This window comes from Comamonas brasiliensis, from assembly GCF_018292285.1.
GTDB lineage: Bacteria > Pseudomonadota > Gammaproteobacteria > Burkholderiales > Burkholderiaceae_C > Comamonas > Comamonas brasiliensis.
Map to the genome: position 1 here is coordinate 123965 of NZ_JAANES010000003.1, position 17463 is coordinate 141427.

Annotated in this window: 14 protein-coding genes; 9 read left to right on the forward strand and 5 right to left on the reverse strand. The window is 63.8% G+C overall.

The genetic code is table 11. The features are described from left to right. Nucleotides 1-3 precede the first annotated feature (3 nt). On the reverse strand, nucleotides 4-879 hold the full coding sequence (locus DJFAAGMI_RS13215) for a methylglyoxal synthase (protein WP_019043766.1): 876 nt from the start codon (nucleotides 877-879) through the stop codon (nucleotides 4-6). Nucleotides 880-1062: 183 nt separating this feature from the next. On the opposite strand from DJFAAGMI_RS13215, the gene DJFAAGMI_RS13220 reads away from it, so the two are divergent. From DJFAAGMI_RS13220 to DJFAAGMI_RS13260, 9 genes are all read left to right on the forward strand, one after another. Next, nucleotides 1063-1926 (forward strand): alpha/beta hydrolase, encoded by an 864-nt coding sequence (locus tag DJFAAGMI_RS13220; protein ID WP_211457504.1) that lies wholly within the window; start codon nucleotides 1063-1065, stop codon nucleotides 1924-1926. A gap of 158 nt (nucleotides 1927-2084) precedes the next feature. Beyond that, nucleotides 2085-3269, forward strand: coding sequence for a multidrug effflux MFS transporter (locus tag DJFAAGMI_RS13225; RefSeq protein WP_211457505.1), 1185 nt, complete (start codon nucleotides 2085-2087; stop codon nucleotides 3267-3269). 116 nt (nucleotides 3270-3385) lie between these two features. Next, complete coding sequence (locus DJFAAGMI_RS13230) at nucleotides 3386-4384, forward strand: tripartite tricarboxylate transporter substrate-binding protein (RefSeq protein ID WP_211457506.1); 999 nt, start codon at nucleotides 3386-3388, stop codon at nucleotides 4382-4384. A gap of 16 nt (nucleotides 4385-4400) precedes the next feature. Beyond that, complete coding sequence (locus tag DJFAAGMI_RS13235; RefSeq protein ID WP_211457507.1) at nucleotides 4401-5723, forward strand: sulfatase family protein; 1323 nt, start codon at nucleotides 4401-4403, stop codon at nucleotides 5721-5723. Nucleotides 5724-5849: 126 nt separating this feature from the next. Next, the gene (gene miaA, locus DJFAAGMI_RS13240; RefSeq protein ID WP_211457508.1) at nucleotides 5850-6857 is read left to right on the forward strand and encodes a tRNA (adenosine(37)-N6)-dimethylallyltransferase MiaA; all 1008 of its coding nucleotides are present in this window, start codon (nucleotides 5850-5852) and stop codon (nucleotides 6855-6857) included. Between the two features lie 38 nt (nucleotides 6858-6895). Further along, entirely contained in the window at nucleotides 6896-7630 is a 735-nt protein-coding gene (locus tag DJFAAGMI_RS13245; RefSeq protein WP_211457509.1) for an ABC transporter ATP-binding protein, read from the forward strand. Next, nucleotides 7627-10263, forward strand: coding sequence for an FtsX-like permease family protein (locus DJFAAGMI_RS13250; RefSeq protein WP_211457510.1), 2637 nt, complete (start codon nucleotides 7627-7629; stop codon nucleotides 10261-10263). Before DJFAAGMI_RS13245 ends, DJFAAGMI_RS13250 begins: the two co-directional genes overlap by 4 nt. 87 nt (nucleotides 10264-10350) lie before the next feature. Next, complete coding sequence (locus tag DJFAAGMI_RS13255; protein WP_211457511.1) at nucleotides 10351-10791, forward strand: VOC family protein; 441 nt, start codon at nucleotides 10351-10353, stop codon at nucleotides 10789-10791. 63 nt (nucleotides 10792-10854) lie between these two features. Beyond that, complete coding sequence (locus DJFAAGMI_RS13260) at nucleotides 10855-12027, forward strand: lipocalin-like domain-containing protein (RefSeq protein ID WP_211457512.1); 1173 nt, start codon at nucleotides 10855-10857, stop codon at nucleotides 12025-12027. On the opposite strand, the gene DJFAAGMI_RS13265 is transcribed toward DJFAAGMI_RS13260, so the two are convergent. The 4 genes from DJFAAGMI_RS13265 to DJFAAGMI_RS13280 form a co-directional block, all read right to left on the reverse strand. Beyond that, nucleotides 12016-12696: a TetR family transcriptional regulator gene (locus DJFAAGMI_RS13265; RefSeq protein WP_211457513.1), complete on the reverse strand. Its 681-nt coding sequence runs from the start codon at nucleotides 12694-12696 to the stop codon at nucleotides 12016-12018. The two genes, DJFAAGMI_RS13260 and DJFAAGMI_RS13265, sit on opposite strands and share 12 nt — an antisense overlap. 179 nt (nucleotides 12697-12875) lie before the next feature. Further along, nucleotides 12876-15320, reverse strand: a complete 2445-nt coding sequence (locus DJFAAGMI_RS13270) for a membrane-bound PQQ-dependent dehydrogenase, glucose/quinate/shikimate family (protein ID WP_211457514.1) — start codon at nucleotides 15318-15320, stop codon at nucleotides 12876-12878. A gap of 222 nt (nucleotides 15321-15542) precedes the next feature. Further along, a complete protein-coding gene (locus DJFAAGMI_RS13275) occupies nucleotides 15543-16535 on the reverse strand; it encodes a branched-chain amino acid ABC transporter permease (protein WP_211457515.1) in 993 nt (330 codons plus the stop codon). A 12-nt stretch (nucleotides 16536-16547) separates the two neighbouring features. Further along, the gene (locus DJFAAGMI_RS13280; RefSeq protein ID WP_003057801.1) at nucleotides 16548-17432 is read right to left on the reverse strand and encodes a branched-chain amino acid ABC transporter permease; all 885 of its coding nucleotides are present in this window, start codon (nucleotides 17430-17432) and stop codon (nucleotides 16548-16550) included. Nucleotides 17433-17463 lie beyond the last annotated feature (31 nt).

The following is a 17463-nucleotide window of genomic DNA, read 5'->3' on the forward strand; positions in this document are numbered from 1 at the left end:
GCCTCAGCCCGCACGCTTTACGGCCGCATCGCACCAGCGCTGCGCCACCTGGGGCGAGGTGCTGCAGACGGCATCGTGCGTGACCGTTGTCACGGCGCGCTCCAGCAGCTGGATATCGGCTTCGTGCTGGCGTGCCACATGCGGGTCTTCGAAGAAGATGGCGCGGTGGCAACGCTTTTCCAGCACCAGATCGGCAATCTGCGCATCGCCGCCCAGCGGGCCGCTGTTGTAACGATCCACCCAGGGCTTGTCGGCAGGCCAGCCCTTGCTCCATGCCATCTCGTTGAGCTTCTGACCCGTGGTGCCCGTGCCCACGCGGCGGCGGTAGCGGCTGAGCAGCTCGAAATTGCGCGCGGCAAAGTCCAGCATCGTGGGCTTCATGGCATCGTGGGCGATCAGCGCCAGCGTCTGGTTCTCATAGTCGTGAAAGCGGTCGGCATTGCGGTCACGCGCCAGACCGGCGTGAATGCGCTCCATCTCGATCCAGTCGCGCGTGGAGGCGACCGTGGAAAGAAAAGGCTTGCCGTGAATCACGCACTGGCGCTTCAAGGCCAGGGCTTCGGGGAAGATGGACGACGGGTCCACCGGGTCCATCAGGTAGATGGCGCCATCGAGAGTGCGCTCGTCACCCTCCATGCCGACCACTTCGGCCACCAGCCTCATGAGACCGCCCTCGCGGCCATAGGGGTAGCGCACCAGGCCTCTGTAGCCCTGGAGCATGCTGGCCGCCGTGATGGCGTCATAGGTGCGGCCCACGGTATGGAAGCCCAGCTTGAGCTCGCGAATTCCGGCCTCGCAGGCGCGCAGCAGGGCAAACAGCGCGGCGTCCTCGGTTTGGTGGTGGAGTTTGTTGGCGGCAAGACCCAGGCAGATCGACATAGTGAACTAATCCTTCAGACAGGCTTCAAACGCTCGCAAACTCTGCGCAACCAGCTATGCATTTGCGGTTTGAAACACCCGCAAGAATATCGCCAATTCATGCACTCCAGATGACTGAGGCCAGGTCAGACAGCCATACTTGCACAGCACTTGACAGCCGCCCTCTTCCGTCGCACTCCTTCCATGTCCAAGACCCCACGCTTCTGCAGCCCCCGCCGCCTCGCGGCAGCACTCGGTCTGGCCTTGCTGCTGGCGCTCGCGATCTGGGGCATGCGCGAGATCGATGCCCGGCAGCGGGTCTGGATTTTTCAGCCCAGCGACCGCAGCTGGCCCGGAGCCAACACGGCCGGCATGCAGGAGCAATGGATAGACTTTCGCAGCCGCGACGGCAGCACCGCCAGGCTGCACGCCCTCTGGATGCCATCCAGCGATGCACGTGCCCCGCTGCTGCTGTTTCTGCATGGAGCGCGCTGGAATGTGACGGGCTCCTCGCCCCGCATACGGCGCCTGCAGGCCATGGGCTTTTCGGTGCTGGCCGTGGACTACCGCGGCTTTGGCAAGAGCAGCGCGGCCCTGCCCTCGCAGGCCTCGGCCGCCGAGGACGCGCGCGCTGCCTGGGACTGGCTGGGCCGCAAGGCCGCAGGCAGGCCGCGCTATATCTTTGGCCACTCGCTGGGCGGCGCCGTCGCTATCGATCTGGCCAGCTCCGTCAAGGACGAAAGCGGGGTGCTGGTCGAGTCCACCTTCACCAGCATTCCCGATGTCTTCGACTCCATGCGCTGGGGCTGGCTGCCCGTGAACTGGTTGATCACGCAGCGCTTTAACTCCGTCGACAGGGTGGCAGACATCGGCTCGCCGCTGCTGGTCGTGCACGGCACGGCAGACCCGCTGATTCCGGCCCGGCTGGGCCAGCAGCTGTTCGATGCAGCGCGCGAGCCCAAGCGCCTGATCCTGGTCGAGGGCGCCAGCCATCACAACACCCAGTCCAGGGCACTGGTGCAATATCGCCAGGCACTGCATGAGCTGTTCGGCCTGAATCCGCGCTGAGCGACATCGCCACATACTGTCTCGTCAGCATACGGATCAATCGACAGGCTCTGATAGTCTGTCTGGCTATGTCTGCTCCGCCTGCCCTTAATTCAAAGCCAAATCCCGCTCAATCTCTTGATGAGCAAGCGAAGAGTGCTCCTGAATCTGCAGTTTTCGTGATTCTCACACTGGGGCTGCTGCTAGGCCTTCAGCCACTGGCAACCGATCTCTATCTGCCCGCCCTGCCTCAGCTGCAGCAAGGCTTTGGCGCCCATGTCTCCCAGGCCCAGCTGACACTGACCGGCTTTTTGCTGGCCTTTGGCTGCTCGCAGATTCTCTGGGGCCCGCTGTCTGACCGGCTGGGCCGCCGCCCCGTCCTGCTGCTGGGCATCAGCGGCTATGTGATCGCCGCTCTGGGCTGCGCCAGCGCCCAGAGCATGGAAGCCTTGATTGCCTGGCGCAGCCTGCAAGGCGCAGCCCTGGGCGCCGGTGTGATGTGCGCGCGTGCCGTGGTCCGCGATCTCTATGCCCCGCATATGGGCGCTCAAGTCATGTCCAAGGCGCTGACGGGCCTGGGCGTGCTGGCCTTTCTGGCGCCCATCAGCGGCAGCTTGCTCGTGGGCTGGCTGGGCTGGCTGGGCTGGCGCTCCACCATGCTGGCCCAGGCCTTCATGGGCTGCCTGGCCTGGCTGCTGGTGGTACTGCGCTTCAGGGAATCGATTCCCCAGCGCAACCCGCAGGCGCTGCAAGCGGGCAATCTGCTGCGCACCTGGTCGCGCATTGTGCGCAACCCCATGTTCCAGGCCTACAACCTGCTGACCTGCTTCAGCTATGCGGGCCTGTTCACCAATCTGGCGGCCTCTTCGTTCACCTACATCAACGTGCTGCATATGGAGCGTACGCAATACGGGCTGATGCTGGGCGGCAACGCGCTGTGCTATATCGCCGGCACCTTTGCCTGCCGCCGTCTGCTGCGCAGCATGAGCGTGCGGCGCGCCGTGGCCGTAGCGGGGGTGCTGTCGCTGACGGCCGGCTCCATCATGGGCCTGGCGGCCCTGACTGATCTGCGCAGCATCTGGGCCTATGCCCTGCCCTTCTGCCTCTACCAGATCGCCCACGGCATTCACATGCCCTGCGGACAAAGCAATGCCATCGCGCCTTTCCCCCAGGCAGCGGGTACGGCCTCGGCGATCAACGGCCTGGTGATGATGCTCATGGCGTTTGCCATGGGACATTGGCTGGGACTGAATCTGGATGCGGATTCCACCATGCCGCTGGCCTTTGGCATCTGGTTCTGGTCAGCCTGCACGGCGATCACGGCATGGACGCTGGTACAGCGTTTTGGCATCAGCAAATCATGATTTGAAATAAGATGTTTAGGTTATTTAAAAACCAATTTTTATTATTTTTCTTTTTATAGAGATTTTTTGAGAATGCCTGGACTGGCCAAAGCGCCGCACTTCCGTGATCTCCAGCCATGCATTCCCGCCGCTCTTTTCTGCAGCAATCGCTGCTCGCCGCCAGCTCTGCTGGTTTTTCCCTGAACTCTCTGGCCAAGGCCGCCGAGAGCTCCGCCGTTCCTCAGGCCAGCCGCATTCTGGTGGGCTTTGGCGCAGGCGGTGGCATCGATCTGCTGGCACGTGTGCTGGCCGAAAGCATCGCCGCACAGCTGGGCAAGAGCCACTATGTGGTGGTGGACAACAAGCCCGGCGCCAACGGCCAGATTGCCGCACAGACCCTGCTCAACGCCCCCAGCGACGGCAGCACCTATCTGATCGCCCCGCTGATCACCCCGGTGCTCTCGCAGATCGTCTACAAAAAGCCCGGCTACGATCCTGCTCGCGACTTCTCTCCGGTGGGTCTGCTCGCGCATTTCCAGTTCGGGCTGGCCGTCCCCGCCAGGCATCCGGCGCGCAATATTCAGGAATATGTGGCCTGGCTCAAGGCCAACCCCGAAAAAGCCAACTTTGGCAGCCCTGCCGTGGGCAGCCTGCCGCATTTCTTCGGTCTGCTGCTGGGCGAAGCGGCCGGCGTCAACATCGTGCATGTGCCCTACAAGGGTGGCCCGGCCATGATGACCGATCTGATCAGCGGCCAGCTGGCCTCCGCCATCCAGACCACCAGCGAGCTGGCGCCGCTGCACAAGGAAGGCAAGGTCCGCATTCTGGGCACTTTCGGCAGCCAGCGCGGCCGCGAACTGCCCGATGTGCCGACCTTTGCCGAAGCCGGCTACCCCAAGGCCACAGGCAGCGGCTGGTACAGCCTGTGGGCACGCAAAGGCACTTCGCCCGAAGCCATTGCCACCGTCAACCGCGCCGTCAACCACGCGTTGCTGGACCCCAAGCTGCAGCCCAAATGGGCCGAGCTGTCCCTGCAGCCCGATCCGCGCACGCCGCAGGCGCTGGAACAGCTGCGCGTGGCCGAAGTCGCCAAGTGGCGTCCCGTGATCACCAACTCCGGCTTTGCCATCGAATAAGCACAACGACCGACTCATGACTGCACCGAATATCGTTTTCATCCTGGCCGACGATCTGGGCTGGGCCGACCTGGGCGTCTATGGCGCCACCGATTTCAAGACCCCGCACCTGGACCGCCTCGCCGCTCAGGGCGTGCGCTTCAATCAGGCCTATGCCAACTCGGCCGTCTGCTCGGCCACACGCATTGCGCTGATCACCGGGCGCTATCAGTACCGGCTTCAGGCCGGGCTCGAAGAGCCGCTGGCCCGCCATGGTGCGCAACTCGGCCTGCCGGCCGATCACCCCACGCTGCCATCGCTGCTCAAGCAAGCGGGCTACGACACGGCACTGATAGGCAAATGGCACCTGGGCAAGCCGCCCGCCTATGGCCCGCAGCGCAGCGGCTACGACTATTTCTTCGGCAACCACAGCGGCGCCATCGACTACTTCACGCACAAGCCCGGTGTGGGCGAGCAGTTCAGCCCCGACCTCTGGCAAGGCAACGAGCCCGTGGAGCGCACGGGCTACTACACCTACATCCTGGGGGATGAAGCCACGCGCTATGTGCAGGAGCGCAAGGGCCAGGACAAGCCATTTTTCCTGTCGCTGCACTTCACGGCACCGCACTGGCCCTGGGAAGGGCCCGACGACGAGCATGTCGCGCACAGCATCAAGGACCTGTTCCACTACGACGGCGGCAGCCTGAAGAAATATGGCGAGATCGTCGAGGCCCTGGACAAGGCCGTGGGCCAGGTGCTGCAGGCGCTTGATGACACCGGTCAGGCCGACAACACCATCGTCATCTTCACCAGCGACAACGGCGGCGAACGCTTTTCCAAGACCTGGCCCTTCACGGGCCAGAAGACCGAGCTGCTGGAAGGCGGCATCCGCGTACCTACGCTGCTGCGCTGGAGCGCCCGCATCCAGCCCCAGGTTCAGGAACAGGTCACCGCCAGCTTTGACTGGCTGCCCACGCTGCTGGCCGCGGCAGGTGCCAGGCCGCATCCCGACTTCCCAAGCGATGGCCAGAACATCCTGCCCATACTGGAAGGCCATGCGGCTCACACCGAGCGCAGCCTGTTCTGGCGCTACAAATCACAGGCCCAGCGTGCCGTGCGCCAGGGGCCCTGGAAATACCTCAAGATCAACGACAACGAGTTCTTGTTCAATGTGGAGGAGGACACCCGCGAGCGCGCCAATCTCAAGGAGCATCAGCCAGAAATCTTTGCCAATCTGCGCAGGCAATGGGAGGAGTGGAACGAGCAATTGCTGCCCATCACGGCCGAAAGCTACAGCCACGGCCTCTCGCCCGATATTCAGGCCGACCGCTATGTGCCGGCACGGCTGAGCCAGGGCTAGGCTGGGCAGGTCACTAAGTCCCGCCGCAGCCGCAAGGCGGTAGGCTGCGTTATCCTTCACCACCAGCAAGAACCAATGACCGACGGTCATTGGTTCTTGTGCTTTGACCTGTACGGATTTCGCCCCATGACTGCTGCCCACGCCCTGCCCTGTATCGCCATTGCCGGCCCCACTGCCTCGGGCAAGACTGCGGCAGCGCTGGCATTGGCCGAGCGGCTGGCGCAACGCGGTCAGAAGGCCGAGATCATCAGCGTGGATTCGGCCCTGGTCTACAAAGGCATGGACATCGGCACGGCCAAGCCCACGGCGGCAGAGCTGGCCGCCGTCCCGCATCACCTCATCGACATCATTGATCCGCTGCAGGCCTACAGTGCGGCCGAGTTCGTGCGGGACACGCAGGCGCTGGTGGACGCCATCCGTGCCCGCCAGGCCATACCTCTGCTGGTGGGAGGCACCATGCTGTACTTCAAGGCGCTGATGGACGGGCTGGACGATATGCCCGCAGCGAACCCCGAAGTGCGCGCCATGCTGGACGCGCAGGCCGCCGAGCTGGGCTGGCCCGCCATGCATGTCAGACTGGCCGAGGTGGACCCCGTCACGGCAGCACGCCTGGCACCCGGCGACAGCCAGCGCATCCAGCGCGCACTCGAGGTCTGGCATGTCTCGGGCAAACCGCTTTCAAGCTTTCACACGACCAGGAAAAAGACGGGCCCTGCCGAACAGATGGGACTTGCAACGCTTTTCTCTCTGGAGCCTGCAGAGCGAGCCTGGCTGCACCAGCGCATTGCGCTGCGCTTTGATCTGATGCTGGAGCAAGGCTTCCTCGACGAAGTGCGCGGCCTGCGCGCGCGCGGCGACCTGCATCTGGACCTGCCCTCGATGCGCTGCGTGGGCTATCGCCAGGCCTGGGAAGTGCTGGACGCTCTGGAGGCCGATCCCGGCAAACCCCTGGACATGACGGGCCTGCGCGAGCGCGGCATCGCCTCCACACGCCAGCTGGCCAAGCGCCAGATCACCTGGTTGCGCTCCATGCCCCAGCGCCATGCCATTGCCTGCGATGCGCCCAGCGCCCAGCAGCAATTGCTGGATGCTGCCATGGCAGCCATTGACGCAGCACAGCAGGCCGCAGGCTAAGGACCTTCCGCAGCAGCGTCCATCGTTAAGATCGCTGCATGACTGCCACCGACTCACCCCACGCCCATCCGCTGCTGCAGGTCAGCGACCTTGCCAAACGCTATGGCGAGGCAGAGGCCCAGACCACAGTCTTCGCGCAGGTGAGCTGCGAGATCGCCGCCGGCGAATTTGTCGCCATCGTCGGCAACTCCGGCGTGGGCAAGTCCACCTTTCTCAACTGTCTGGCCGGGCTGGACAGCTGGCAGCAAGGCCGGGTTCTGCACAGCGGCACGGATCTGTCCACGCTCGATGAAGCCCGGCGCGCCATCTGGCGGCGCGCGCATCTGGGCTTTGTGTTCCAGGCCTTTCATGTCCTGCCCCATCTCGATGTGGCGCAGAACATTGCCCTGCCGCTGATGCTGCTGGGACGCATGGATGACCAGGGTCAGCAGCGCGTGCAGCAGGTACTGCAAGCCGTGGGACTCGCAGGTCTGGGCCAGCGCCTGCCCCAGCAGCTCAGCGGCGGCCAGCTGCAGCGCGTAGCCATAGCACGTGCCCTGGTGCATTCACCGCCTCTGCTGCTGGCCGATGAGCCCACGGGCAATCTGGATCCGTCTACTGCTCAGCAGATCATGGATTTGCTGCTGCAGCAAACCCGCGAAAACGGCACGGCGCTGGTGCTGGTCACCCATTCCGCAGAAGCGGCCAGGCGCGCCGACCGCGTGCTGCGGCTGACGGCCGACGGAATGCAGGCCGAGCTCTCGACATCGCAGCAAAGTGCGCTAAGCCTGTGACTTCACGCGCCCCGCTTCTATCGCTGCTGACCAGCTTCTCCTGGCAGGAGTTGCGCCAGCACCCCTGGCGTACGGCCACGGCGCTGATTGCCATTATGCTGGGCGTGGCGCTGGGCTTTGCCGTCCATGTGATCAACCAGTCGGCACTGGACGAATTCTCCAGGGCGGTGCGCAGCGTCAACGGCCAGCCTGATCTGCAGCTGCACGCCATGCAGGGCGGCCTGCCGCTGGCGCTCTACCCCCAGGTGGCGCAGACCCCGGGCGTCGCCAGCGCCGTGCCCTGGGTCGAAACCACGGTGCTGCTGCCCGGCAGCAGCGCAGACCCGCAGACGCGCGGCACGCAAGGGGCAGCGCAGGGCGTGAGCTTGCGCGTGCTCGGCAGCGATGCCCTCAAGTTAACCCCTGTCGCCCCGGCACTGATGCCGCGTTTGTTTGAGGGCGGCGACCGTCTTGATCTGTTTGCTCCCGACGCCGTGTTTCTCAATGCCGCCGCCTTGCAGGCCCTGCGACTGAGTCCTGAGCAGGCCGTCAACGCTCCCATGCAATGGCTGCTCAACGGCCAGGCCCAGCAGTTGCGCATTGCGGGCACGGTCGCCGCCAGCGGCGCACCAGTCGCAGTCATGGACATTGCCGCACTACAGCAGAAGCTCGGCCTGTTTGACCGCATCGACCGGCTGGACCTATTGCTGACCGACAGCGCCAGCCGCAGCCAGGTAAGCGTCGCCCTGCACGCATTGGCGGCCTGGCAAGACCAGATACTGATCCAGCAGCCCAGCGACGATCAGCAGCGCGTGCGCGAGATGTCGCGCGCCTACCGCGTCAACCTCACGGTGCTGGCGCTGGTGGCCTTGTTCACGGGAGCGTTTCTGGTGTTCTCGGTACTGGCACTCAGCGTGGCTCAGCGCGCGCCGCAGTTTGCGCTGCTGGCCGTGCTGGGTGCCACGCCGCGCCAGCGCATGGCACTGGTGCTGCTGGAAGCGCTGGCGCTGGGAACTCTGGGCAGCCTGGCCGGTATTGCGCTGGGTACGGCACTGGCATGGCTGGCGCTGCAGGTGCTGGGCGGCGATCTGGGCGGCGGATTCTTTGCCGGCGTGCAGCCCGCCCTGCACTGGAGTCCTGCGGCAGCGCTGATCTTCGGCCTGCTGGGCCTTGCCGCCACGCTGGCCGGCGCCTGGTGGCCTGCACGCGCCGCCATGGACCTGCCACCCGCGGCCACGCTCAAGGGGCTGGGCAGCACGCACGAGAGCGCTCCGCGCCTGTGGCCCGCTGTCACACTGCTCGCAGCCAGCCTGGCGCTGGCCTTTATGCCGCCGGTCGCAGGTGTCCCGCTGGCCGCCTATGTGGCCGTGGGCCTGCTGTTGCTGGGCGGCATGTCAGCCCTGCCCTGGTTGCTGGGTGCGGTGCTGGCACTGGTACCCAATGCCTTTTCACGCCAGCCGCTGGCCATGCTGGCACTGGAGCGAGCGCGGCGCATGCGCCACGCCACCACCGTGGCCGTAGGCGGCGTGGTGGCCAGCCTGAGCCTGGCCGTAGCCCTGACGGTGATGGTCACCAGCTTTCGCGGCAGCATGATGGAGTGGCTGGATGCCGTGTTGCCCGCTCCCCTGTATGTACGCGCGGCAGGCGGCTCCAGCCGTGTCGATGCTGCCCTGCTGCCGGCCGATGCGGCGCAGCGCCTGGAGCTGCTGCCCGGCATAGCGCGTGCCCAGGCCATGCGCAGCAGCCAGCTGGTACTGAGCCCCGAGCGCCCGGCCATCAGCCTGCTGATTCGCCCGCTGCGAGGCGAGCAGGCCATGCAGCTGCCCTGGGTCGAGGGCCCCATCCAGGAAACGCGCCCGGGCATTGCCGTGCACATCAGCGAAGCCGTGGCCCAGCTCTATGGCCTGAAGCCCGGCGACACCTGGCCGCTGCTTTCCAAGGCTTTCAGCCATCAAACCCTTGACCAGCAATCGCCAGCAGCTTCCTTTTACATAGCATCCGTGTGGCGCGACTATGTGCGTCAGTTCGGTGCCGTCGCCCTGGACTGGCAGGACTATCTGGCGCTCGTGGGCAAAGCAGGCAATGCGGCGCAGATAAGCGAGATTGCCATCTGGCCGGAGACCCCGGGTCCCAATCTGCAAGCGGCGATAGAGCAGGCCCTCAGCACGCCGGGACAGCCGCCCCCAGCGCTGGAATTTGTCAGCAGCCAGGCGCTGCGCGAGCGCTCCTTGCGCATTTTTGATCGAAGCTTTGCCGTCACCTACTGGCTGCAGGCCGTGGCCATAGGCATAGGCCTGTTCGGCATTGCGGCCAGCTTCAGCGCCCAGGTACTGGCCAGACGCAAGGAATTCGGGCTGCTGGCCCATCTGGGCCTGACACGGCGCAATGTGCTGAGCGTGGTTGCCGCCGAGGGTCTGGCCTGGACCCTGCTGGGCACCATCGCCGGCACGCTGCTGGGCCTGGGCGTGGCGGTGATCCTGGTGCATGTGGTCAATCCGCAGAGCTTTCACTGGACCATGGAGCTTCGCCTGCCTATGCTGCGCCTGCTGGCAATGGGCGCTGCCGTGGTGCTGGCCGGCGTCGTCACCGCGTGGCTGGCCGGACGCCGAGCCGCCAGTGCCGATGCCGTGCTGGCCGTCAAGGAGGACTGGTAGCTATACCTGCACCCCTGTCACCGTTTTTCACACGATTGCGCCATGGCGCAGCGCACAATCAAACCTTAACCGCTGCGAGGAGTTCGTATGCAGATTCAGCCCTATCTCTTTTTCGATGGCCGCTGCGAAGAGGCCCTGGATTTCTACCAGGCCGCTCTGGGGGCAGAGATCACCATGCTGATGCGCTACAAGGATGCTCCGCCGCAACCCGAGTCATCGAGCCAGCAAGGCTGTGGCCCGGGACAGATGGATCCCGAAAAAATCATGCACGCCAATATCCAGATTGGCGAGACGCAGATCATGGCATCCGACGGCATGAACGGCGGCAAGCCGGACTTCAAAGGTTTTTCACTGTCCATCACCGCGCCCAGCGAGAATGAGGCCGATCGTATCTTTGCTGCCATCGGCGAGGGCGGCCAAGTACAGATGGCGCTGGACACCACGTTTTTTGCACGCCGTTTTGGCATGGTGACCGACCGCTTCGGGGTCTGCTGGATGGTGATCGTTCCCCTGGTCGATATCGGCTGAGGCCGCGCAAAGCAGGATCTTCGGGTCATGGCTTTGCGCTGATCGGCTGGGCGACAATCGGTCATGCCTTACCAGCCCGCGACCTCCCAGCTCCCGCAACCGTCGTCTCATGCCCTTTCACGCAGGCAGTCCCTGCAGACGCTGGCTGCAGCCGGTCTGGGGTGGGCGGGCCTGAGCCTGCCTCTGCCAGCCTCGGCTTTGCCGCTCAAGACCCTGCAGTTTCCGCGCGACTTCGGCAGCCACCCCGAGCTGCAGACCGAATGGTGGTACATCACCGGCCGGCTGCAGGCTGGCGGCAGGCCCTGGGGCTTTCAGCTGACCTTCTTTCGCTCGCGCATCGAAGCCGCGCAAGGCCTGCAATCGACACTCGCGGCCAAGCAGCTGATCTTTGCCCATGCGGCCTTGTGCGATGTCGAGGGCCGCAAGCTGCTGCACGACCAGCGCATGGCGCGCGCGGGCCTGGGTCTGGCCGGAGCCAGCGAGAGCGATACCGATGTGCATATCAACGACTGGTATCTCCAGCGTCGCTCCGTGCAAGGCCAAAGCGCCGTGCAGGCCAGCCGTTACCAGGCTTTGCTGACAACCAAGGACTTCACGCTGGATCTTGAATTTGACAGCACGCAGCCATTGCTGCTGCAGGGGAGCAACGGTCTGTCACGCAAAGGTCCACGAGAGGAACAGGCCAGCTATTACTACAGCCAGCCTCAGCTCAAGGTCGGCGGCTCCATCACCGTGGCCGGCCAGTCGCTGCCTGTGCAAGCCAGCGCACACAACCGCGCCTGGCTCGACCATGAATGCAGCGCTGCCATCATGGACCCGGAAGCCCAAGGCTGGGACTGGATAGGCATGAATCTCGATGACGGCAGCGCCCTCACTGCCTTTCATCTGCGCCGACGCAATGGATCGGCACTCTGGGCAGGCGGCTCATTTCGCGCACCGAACCAGAGCGCGCAAATCTTTGGCGCCGATCAGGTGCGGTTCGAGCCGCTGCGCCACTGGAGCAGCCCGCACAGCAAGGCCAGCTATCCCGTGGCCTGGAGCGTGCAGACACCGGCGGGCCGTTTCGAAGTTCAGGCACTGGTGGACGACCAGGAACTGGACAGCCGCGCCAGCACCGGCGCCATTTACTGGGAGGGCCTGTGCGAGCTGCGGCGCATAGGCACCGATGGCACAAGCCGTCGCGTGGGCCAGGGCTACCTGGAGATGACAGGCTATGCGAACGCGCTACGGCTTTAGAACCTGGGACTTGCACACCAGAGCACCGAGCTGATCGAGCAGCAGCTGCAGATGGCGCTCGCGCAAGTTCTCCCCCAGCAGATCGACCTGCAGCAGGCTCTGCCAGGTCGCGGCATGATCCACGCGGAAGCCGGACAGGGCCGAAATCAGATAGTGGACATCGACAGCGGTCGGCTGCTCCCTGAACAGGCCCTGCGCCACGCCGCGCTGCAGGATGCGCTCGATAGGCTCCAGCGCCGCCTTGCGCAACAGCTCGGTCTTGGAGATCTGACCCAGCATCTCTCCGCTCTGGAAATTCTCGTGCAGCACCAGACGCGTGAACTCCCGGTTCTGCTCGTGATACTCGAAACTCTTGCGCGCCAGCGCATGCAGCGCCTGCAAGGGCTCCAGCGCATCGAGATTGAGCAGCTCCTCGGACTCGCGGATATCCGAATAGCTCTGCTCTATGACCGCGAGATACACATCCTTCTTGTTGCCGAAGTAGTAATACAGCATGCGCTTGGCGCAGCCCGCCCTGGCGGCAATGCGCTCCAGCCGCGCCCCGTCATAGCCGTAGTTGGCAAACTCGGTCTTGCCCGCATCCAACAGGGCCTGGCGCATATCGGCCGAGGCCTCGTCTGCCGAAGGCTGCTGGCTCAGTGAATTTTCAGGACCTTGCTGCTCGCTCACGACCACATCTCCATTGACTCAAGCGCGCCAGCGTACATGAAAAAAGGGCCCCCACACTTCCCACTGCGTATGGCCGCTACCCCTCGGGGAGAAGGCGCTTTTCATCTTGGGGCTGCACGGCGATGAAAAAAGCCATGGCTCTGACGAGCCATGGCTTTTCGGTTCAGTGCCTGCGTCGCTTATTTGCCGCTGTCGGGCAATGCGTAGGCAATCACATAGTCACCGCGGTCGGGCGACTGGCGGGCACCGCCGGCCGAGATCACCACGTACTGCTTGCCGGTTCTGGGCGACTTGTAGGTCATGGGGCCGCCCTGGCTGCCCACAGGCAGACGGCTCTTCCAGATTTCCCGGCCAGTGGCGCTATCCCAGGCGCGCAGATAGTAATCCTGCGTGCCAGCAAAGAACACCAGGCCGCCTTGCGTCGCCAGCGTACCGCCCAGCGTGGGCAAGCCCACCGGCATGGGCATGCGCATCTTGATGCCCATGGGACCCTGATCCTGCACCGTACCCACAGGCACCTGCCAGACCACTTGCTGGGTCTTCATGTCGATGGCGGTCAGCGTGCCGAACGGGGGTTTCTGGCAAGGGATACCCAGCGGCGACATGAAGCGGTCCTTGATCACCGCATAGGGAGTGCCGCCCAGCGGCACCTGGCCCATGCCGGTGTTGGGCGCCTCGCCGCCGTCGGACAGCTTGTCCTTTTTCTGCTGCGGCATCATCTGCACCCACAGGCCCAGACGCATGTCGTTCACAAAGATCAGGTTGTTGCCGGGGTCCGCAGACAGACCACCCCAGTTCATGCCTCCCAGCGAGCCCGGAAAGCTCAACGACACATCGGTGCCTGGCGCGGTGAACAGGCCTTCATAGCGCATGGACCTGAACTTGATGCGGCAGATCAGCTGATCCACCGGCGTCGCGCCCCACATATCGGCTTCGGTCAGGGTCTTGGTACCGATCTGCGGCATGCCCACGGAAAGAGGCTGGGTCGGAGCATATTTTTCGCCTGGAATATGACCGGGCTTGACGGCAATGTCTTCCACCTTGGTCAGCGGCTTGCCACTGTGGCGGTCCAGTACGAAGATCTGACCGGCCTTGGTGCCGACCACCAGCGCGGGAGTGCTTGTGCCGTCCTGCCGGGGTAAATCGATCAGCGTTGGCGCCATGGGAATGTCGAAGTCCCACAGATCGTTGTGCACGGTCTGGTACACCCATTTTTCCTTGCCCGTGGCGGCATCCAGCGCAAGGATGGAGGCACCGTACTTCAGGTCCACCGCAGAGCGCGTGGCGCCATACAGATCCACCGAGGGCGAACCCATGGGCAGGTAGACGGTGTTGGAGCCGGGGTCGTAGGTCGTGCCTGCCCAGACATTGGCCGAGGAGCGGGTGTAGGTCTGGCCAGGCTTGAGCACTTCATTGGGCGTGGCCGATCCGGAATCGAATGCCCAACGCTGCGCACCGCTCACCACATCGAAGCCGCGGATCACGCCACCAGGCATGTCCACCTGCACGTTGTCGGCCACGCGACCGCCGACCACCACCGTGGTGCCGGCCACCGTGGGGGCCGATGTCAGGGTGTAGAACGCGGGATTGGAAACAGTGCCGACGCCCTGCTTGAGGTCAACCACGCCGTGATCGCCGAACTCGTCGCAGAGCTCGCCATTGTCTGCATTGATAGCAAACAGGCGCGCGTCGATGGTGTTCATGAGAATGCGGCGCTTACAGGCTGCGCCGGCAGGCAGACTCACTGCCTGCACTGGCGTCGATCCCGGCACGCTGGGCTGGGCCAGTGCTGCATCCGCATCGAAGTAGGCCAGGCCGCGGCAACGCTCCCACACACCGCCCACATGGGAGTTGGTGTCATGGCGCCACAGCTGCTTGCCGGTGTCGGCGTCGAGTGCAATCACATTGTTGCTGGGCGTGCAGACAAACACCTTGTCGCCCACCTGCAGCGGCGTGGTCTGGTCTTCGGCGCCAGCACCCGTGGATTGGGGAACATCGCCGGTGTGGAAAGTCCAGGCCACCTGCAACCGGTTCACGTTGTCCGCGTTGATCTGATCCAGCGCGGCAAAGCGGTCATTGTTGCTGCTGTTGCCGTAATGGCTCCAGTCCTTTTGCTCACTGGCTGCATCCACGGGCTTGCGGGTCACGGCAGACTGGGTCTGCACCTCGGGGTGGATCTGGAACATGGACACAAAGGCCGCCATGCCAGCCAGAAGCAGGACCGCTGCGCCAGCAAACGGCGCCTTGCTGGTCGGGGCATTGATCGGCCCGCCAGCCTTGCGCAGCAAAGGCATGCTGGCCAGCACCGCCACTGCGGCAAAGGTCAAGGCCAGCAGCCGCGAAATCAGGCTCCAGTAATCGAGGCCGACTTCAGCCAGCGCCCACAGTACGGTGGCGGCAAAAGTGGCCAGATAGAACCATGCACCGCTCGCTCGGCGGCGAATCAGTTGCAGGCCGGACAGCAGCAGTCCCAGGCCAGCGAGCAGGAAGTACCAGCTGCCGCCCAGGCTGATGAGCTTGCCACCGCCTATCAAGAAGAACAGGCCGGCAAGCGCCAGCGCCGCCCCCAATACCCAGAGCCAGATGCGCGCAGCCAAGGGCTGCGCCTGCTCCTGATGTGTCATATCGAACCTCGAACTGTATGAGCCCGCGTGCGCACCGACATCCGGTCGCAGCTAGGCATTTTCTTGAATGAGAAAAAAAGTCCATTGTTGTGAGAAATAAAGTCCATCGCTTGCAAACGTGTACCAACAATTTCAGGAATTTCTGAAATTTCTATTTCCACGCGGTAATCCGGGCAACAAAAAAGGCCGCAGATGCGGCCTTTGGAGAGAGGACGAAACGCCTTATTTGCGACGCTGCAGCCAGGCGATCAGCTCGCCCATGATGCCCTTGCGGAACAGCAGCACACACAGCACAAAGATCAGGCCGGTGACGATGGTGACCGATTCGCCCAGCGTGCCAAACCATTCCACTCCCGTGATGTGCGCAAGAAAGGTACCGAACTCGCCGATCTTGTTTTCCAGCGCCACGACGACGGCCGAACCCAGCAGCGGGCCCGACAGCGTGCCCAGGCCACCCATCAGCGTCATCAGAATCACATGCCCGGAGGTGGTCCAGTGCACATCGGACAGGGTGGCAAAGCCCAGCACCAGGGTCTTGAGGGAACCGGCCAGACCCGTCAGGGCCGCAGAGATGACAAAGGCCAGCAGCTTGAAGCGGTTGACGTCATAGCCCAGCGAAATGGCGCGCGGTTCGTTCTCCTTGATGGCCTTGAGCACCTGCCCGAACGGCGAATGGATGGTGCGCACGATGAGCAGAAAGGCAGCCACCACGATGACCAGCGCCACGTAGTACATGACCATATCGCTGCTCAGGTCGATCACGCCGAACAGCTTGCCGCGCGGCACGCCCTGCAAACCGTCTTCGCCGCCCGTGAACTTGGCCTGCAGTGCGACAAAGAACAGCATCTGGGCCAGCGCCAGCGTGATCATGGAGAAATAAATGCCCTGGCGACGAATGGCCAGCCAGCCAAAGATCAGACCCAGCAGACCGCCGACCAAGGTGCCCAGCAGCATGCCGACTTCGGGCGTGAAGCCCCAGGCCTTGATGCTGTAGCCCGCCACATAGGCGGCGCCGCCCAGAAAAGCCGCATGGCCGAAGGACAGCAGCCCCGTATAGCCCAGCAGCAGATTGAAGGCCGAAGCAAACAGTGCAAAGCACATCAGCTTCATGACGAAAACGGGATAGGCACCGAGGAAGGGCGCGACGATCAGGCCCAGCAGCAGCAGGCCGTAGCCCACGGGGGCAATGCGTTGAACAAGCGTCTTGGATTTCATGTCGTGCCCCTCTTATTTTTCTTTACCGAACAAGCCAGCGGGGCGAATCAGCAAAACAATCACCATGATGAAAAACACGACGGTAGACGATGCTTCGGGCCAGAAAACCTTGGTCAGTCCCTCGATGACGCCCAGCGCCAGACCGGTGAGGATGGAGCCCATGATGGAGCCCATGCCGCCGATCACCACCACGGCAAACACCACGATGATGAGGTTCTGCCCCATCAGTGGCGTGACCTGGTAGACGGGAGCGGCCAGCACGCCGGCAAAAGCCGCCAGCGCGGCACCGAAGGCATAGGTCAGCGTGATCATCACGGGCACGTTGACACCGAACGCCTCGACCAGACGCGGGTTTTCGGTGCCGGCACGCAGATAGGCGCCGATGCGCGTCTTCTCGATCACAAACCAGGTTGCCACACACACCACGATGGAAGCCACGACCACCCAGGCACGGTAATTGGGCAGGATCATGAAGCCCAGATTGGTTGCGCCTTCGAGCAGCTCGGGCGTGTCATAGCCCAGGCCCGAGACGCCATACACGGATCGGAACACCCCCTCGATCAGCAGCGACAGCCCCAGCGTCAGCAGCAGGCCGTAGAGATGATCGAGCTTGTAGATCCAGCGCAGCAAAAAGCGCTCGATCAACACCCCCAGAATCCCCACCAGCACCGGCGACAGGATCAGCATCACCCAGTAGTTGATGCCGAAATAGCTCATGGCCATCCAGGTGCACATGGCCCCCAGCATGAACAGGGCGCCATGCGCAAAGTTGATGACATTGAGCAGGCCGAAGATCACGGCCAGGCCCAGACTCAGAATTGCGTAGAACGAACCGTTGACCAGCCCCAGAAGGAGCTGGCTCATCAGGCCGGGCAATGAAACGCCGAAGATTTCCATGAGAGATACGCTGGTGAGGGTGAGGTCTGCA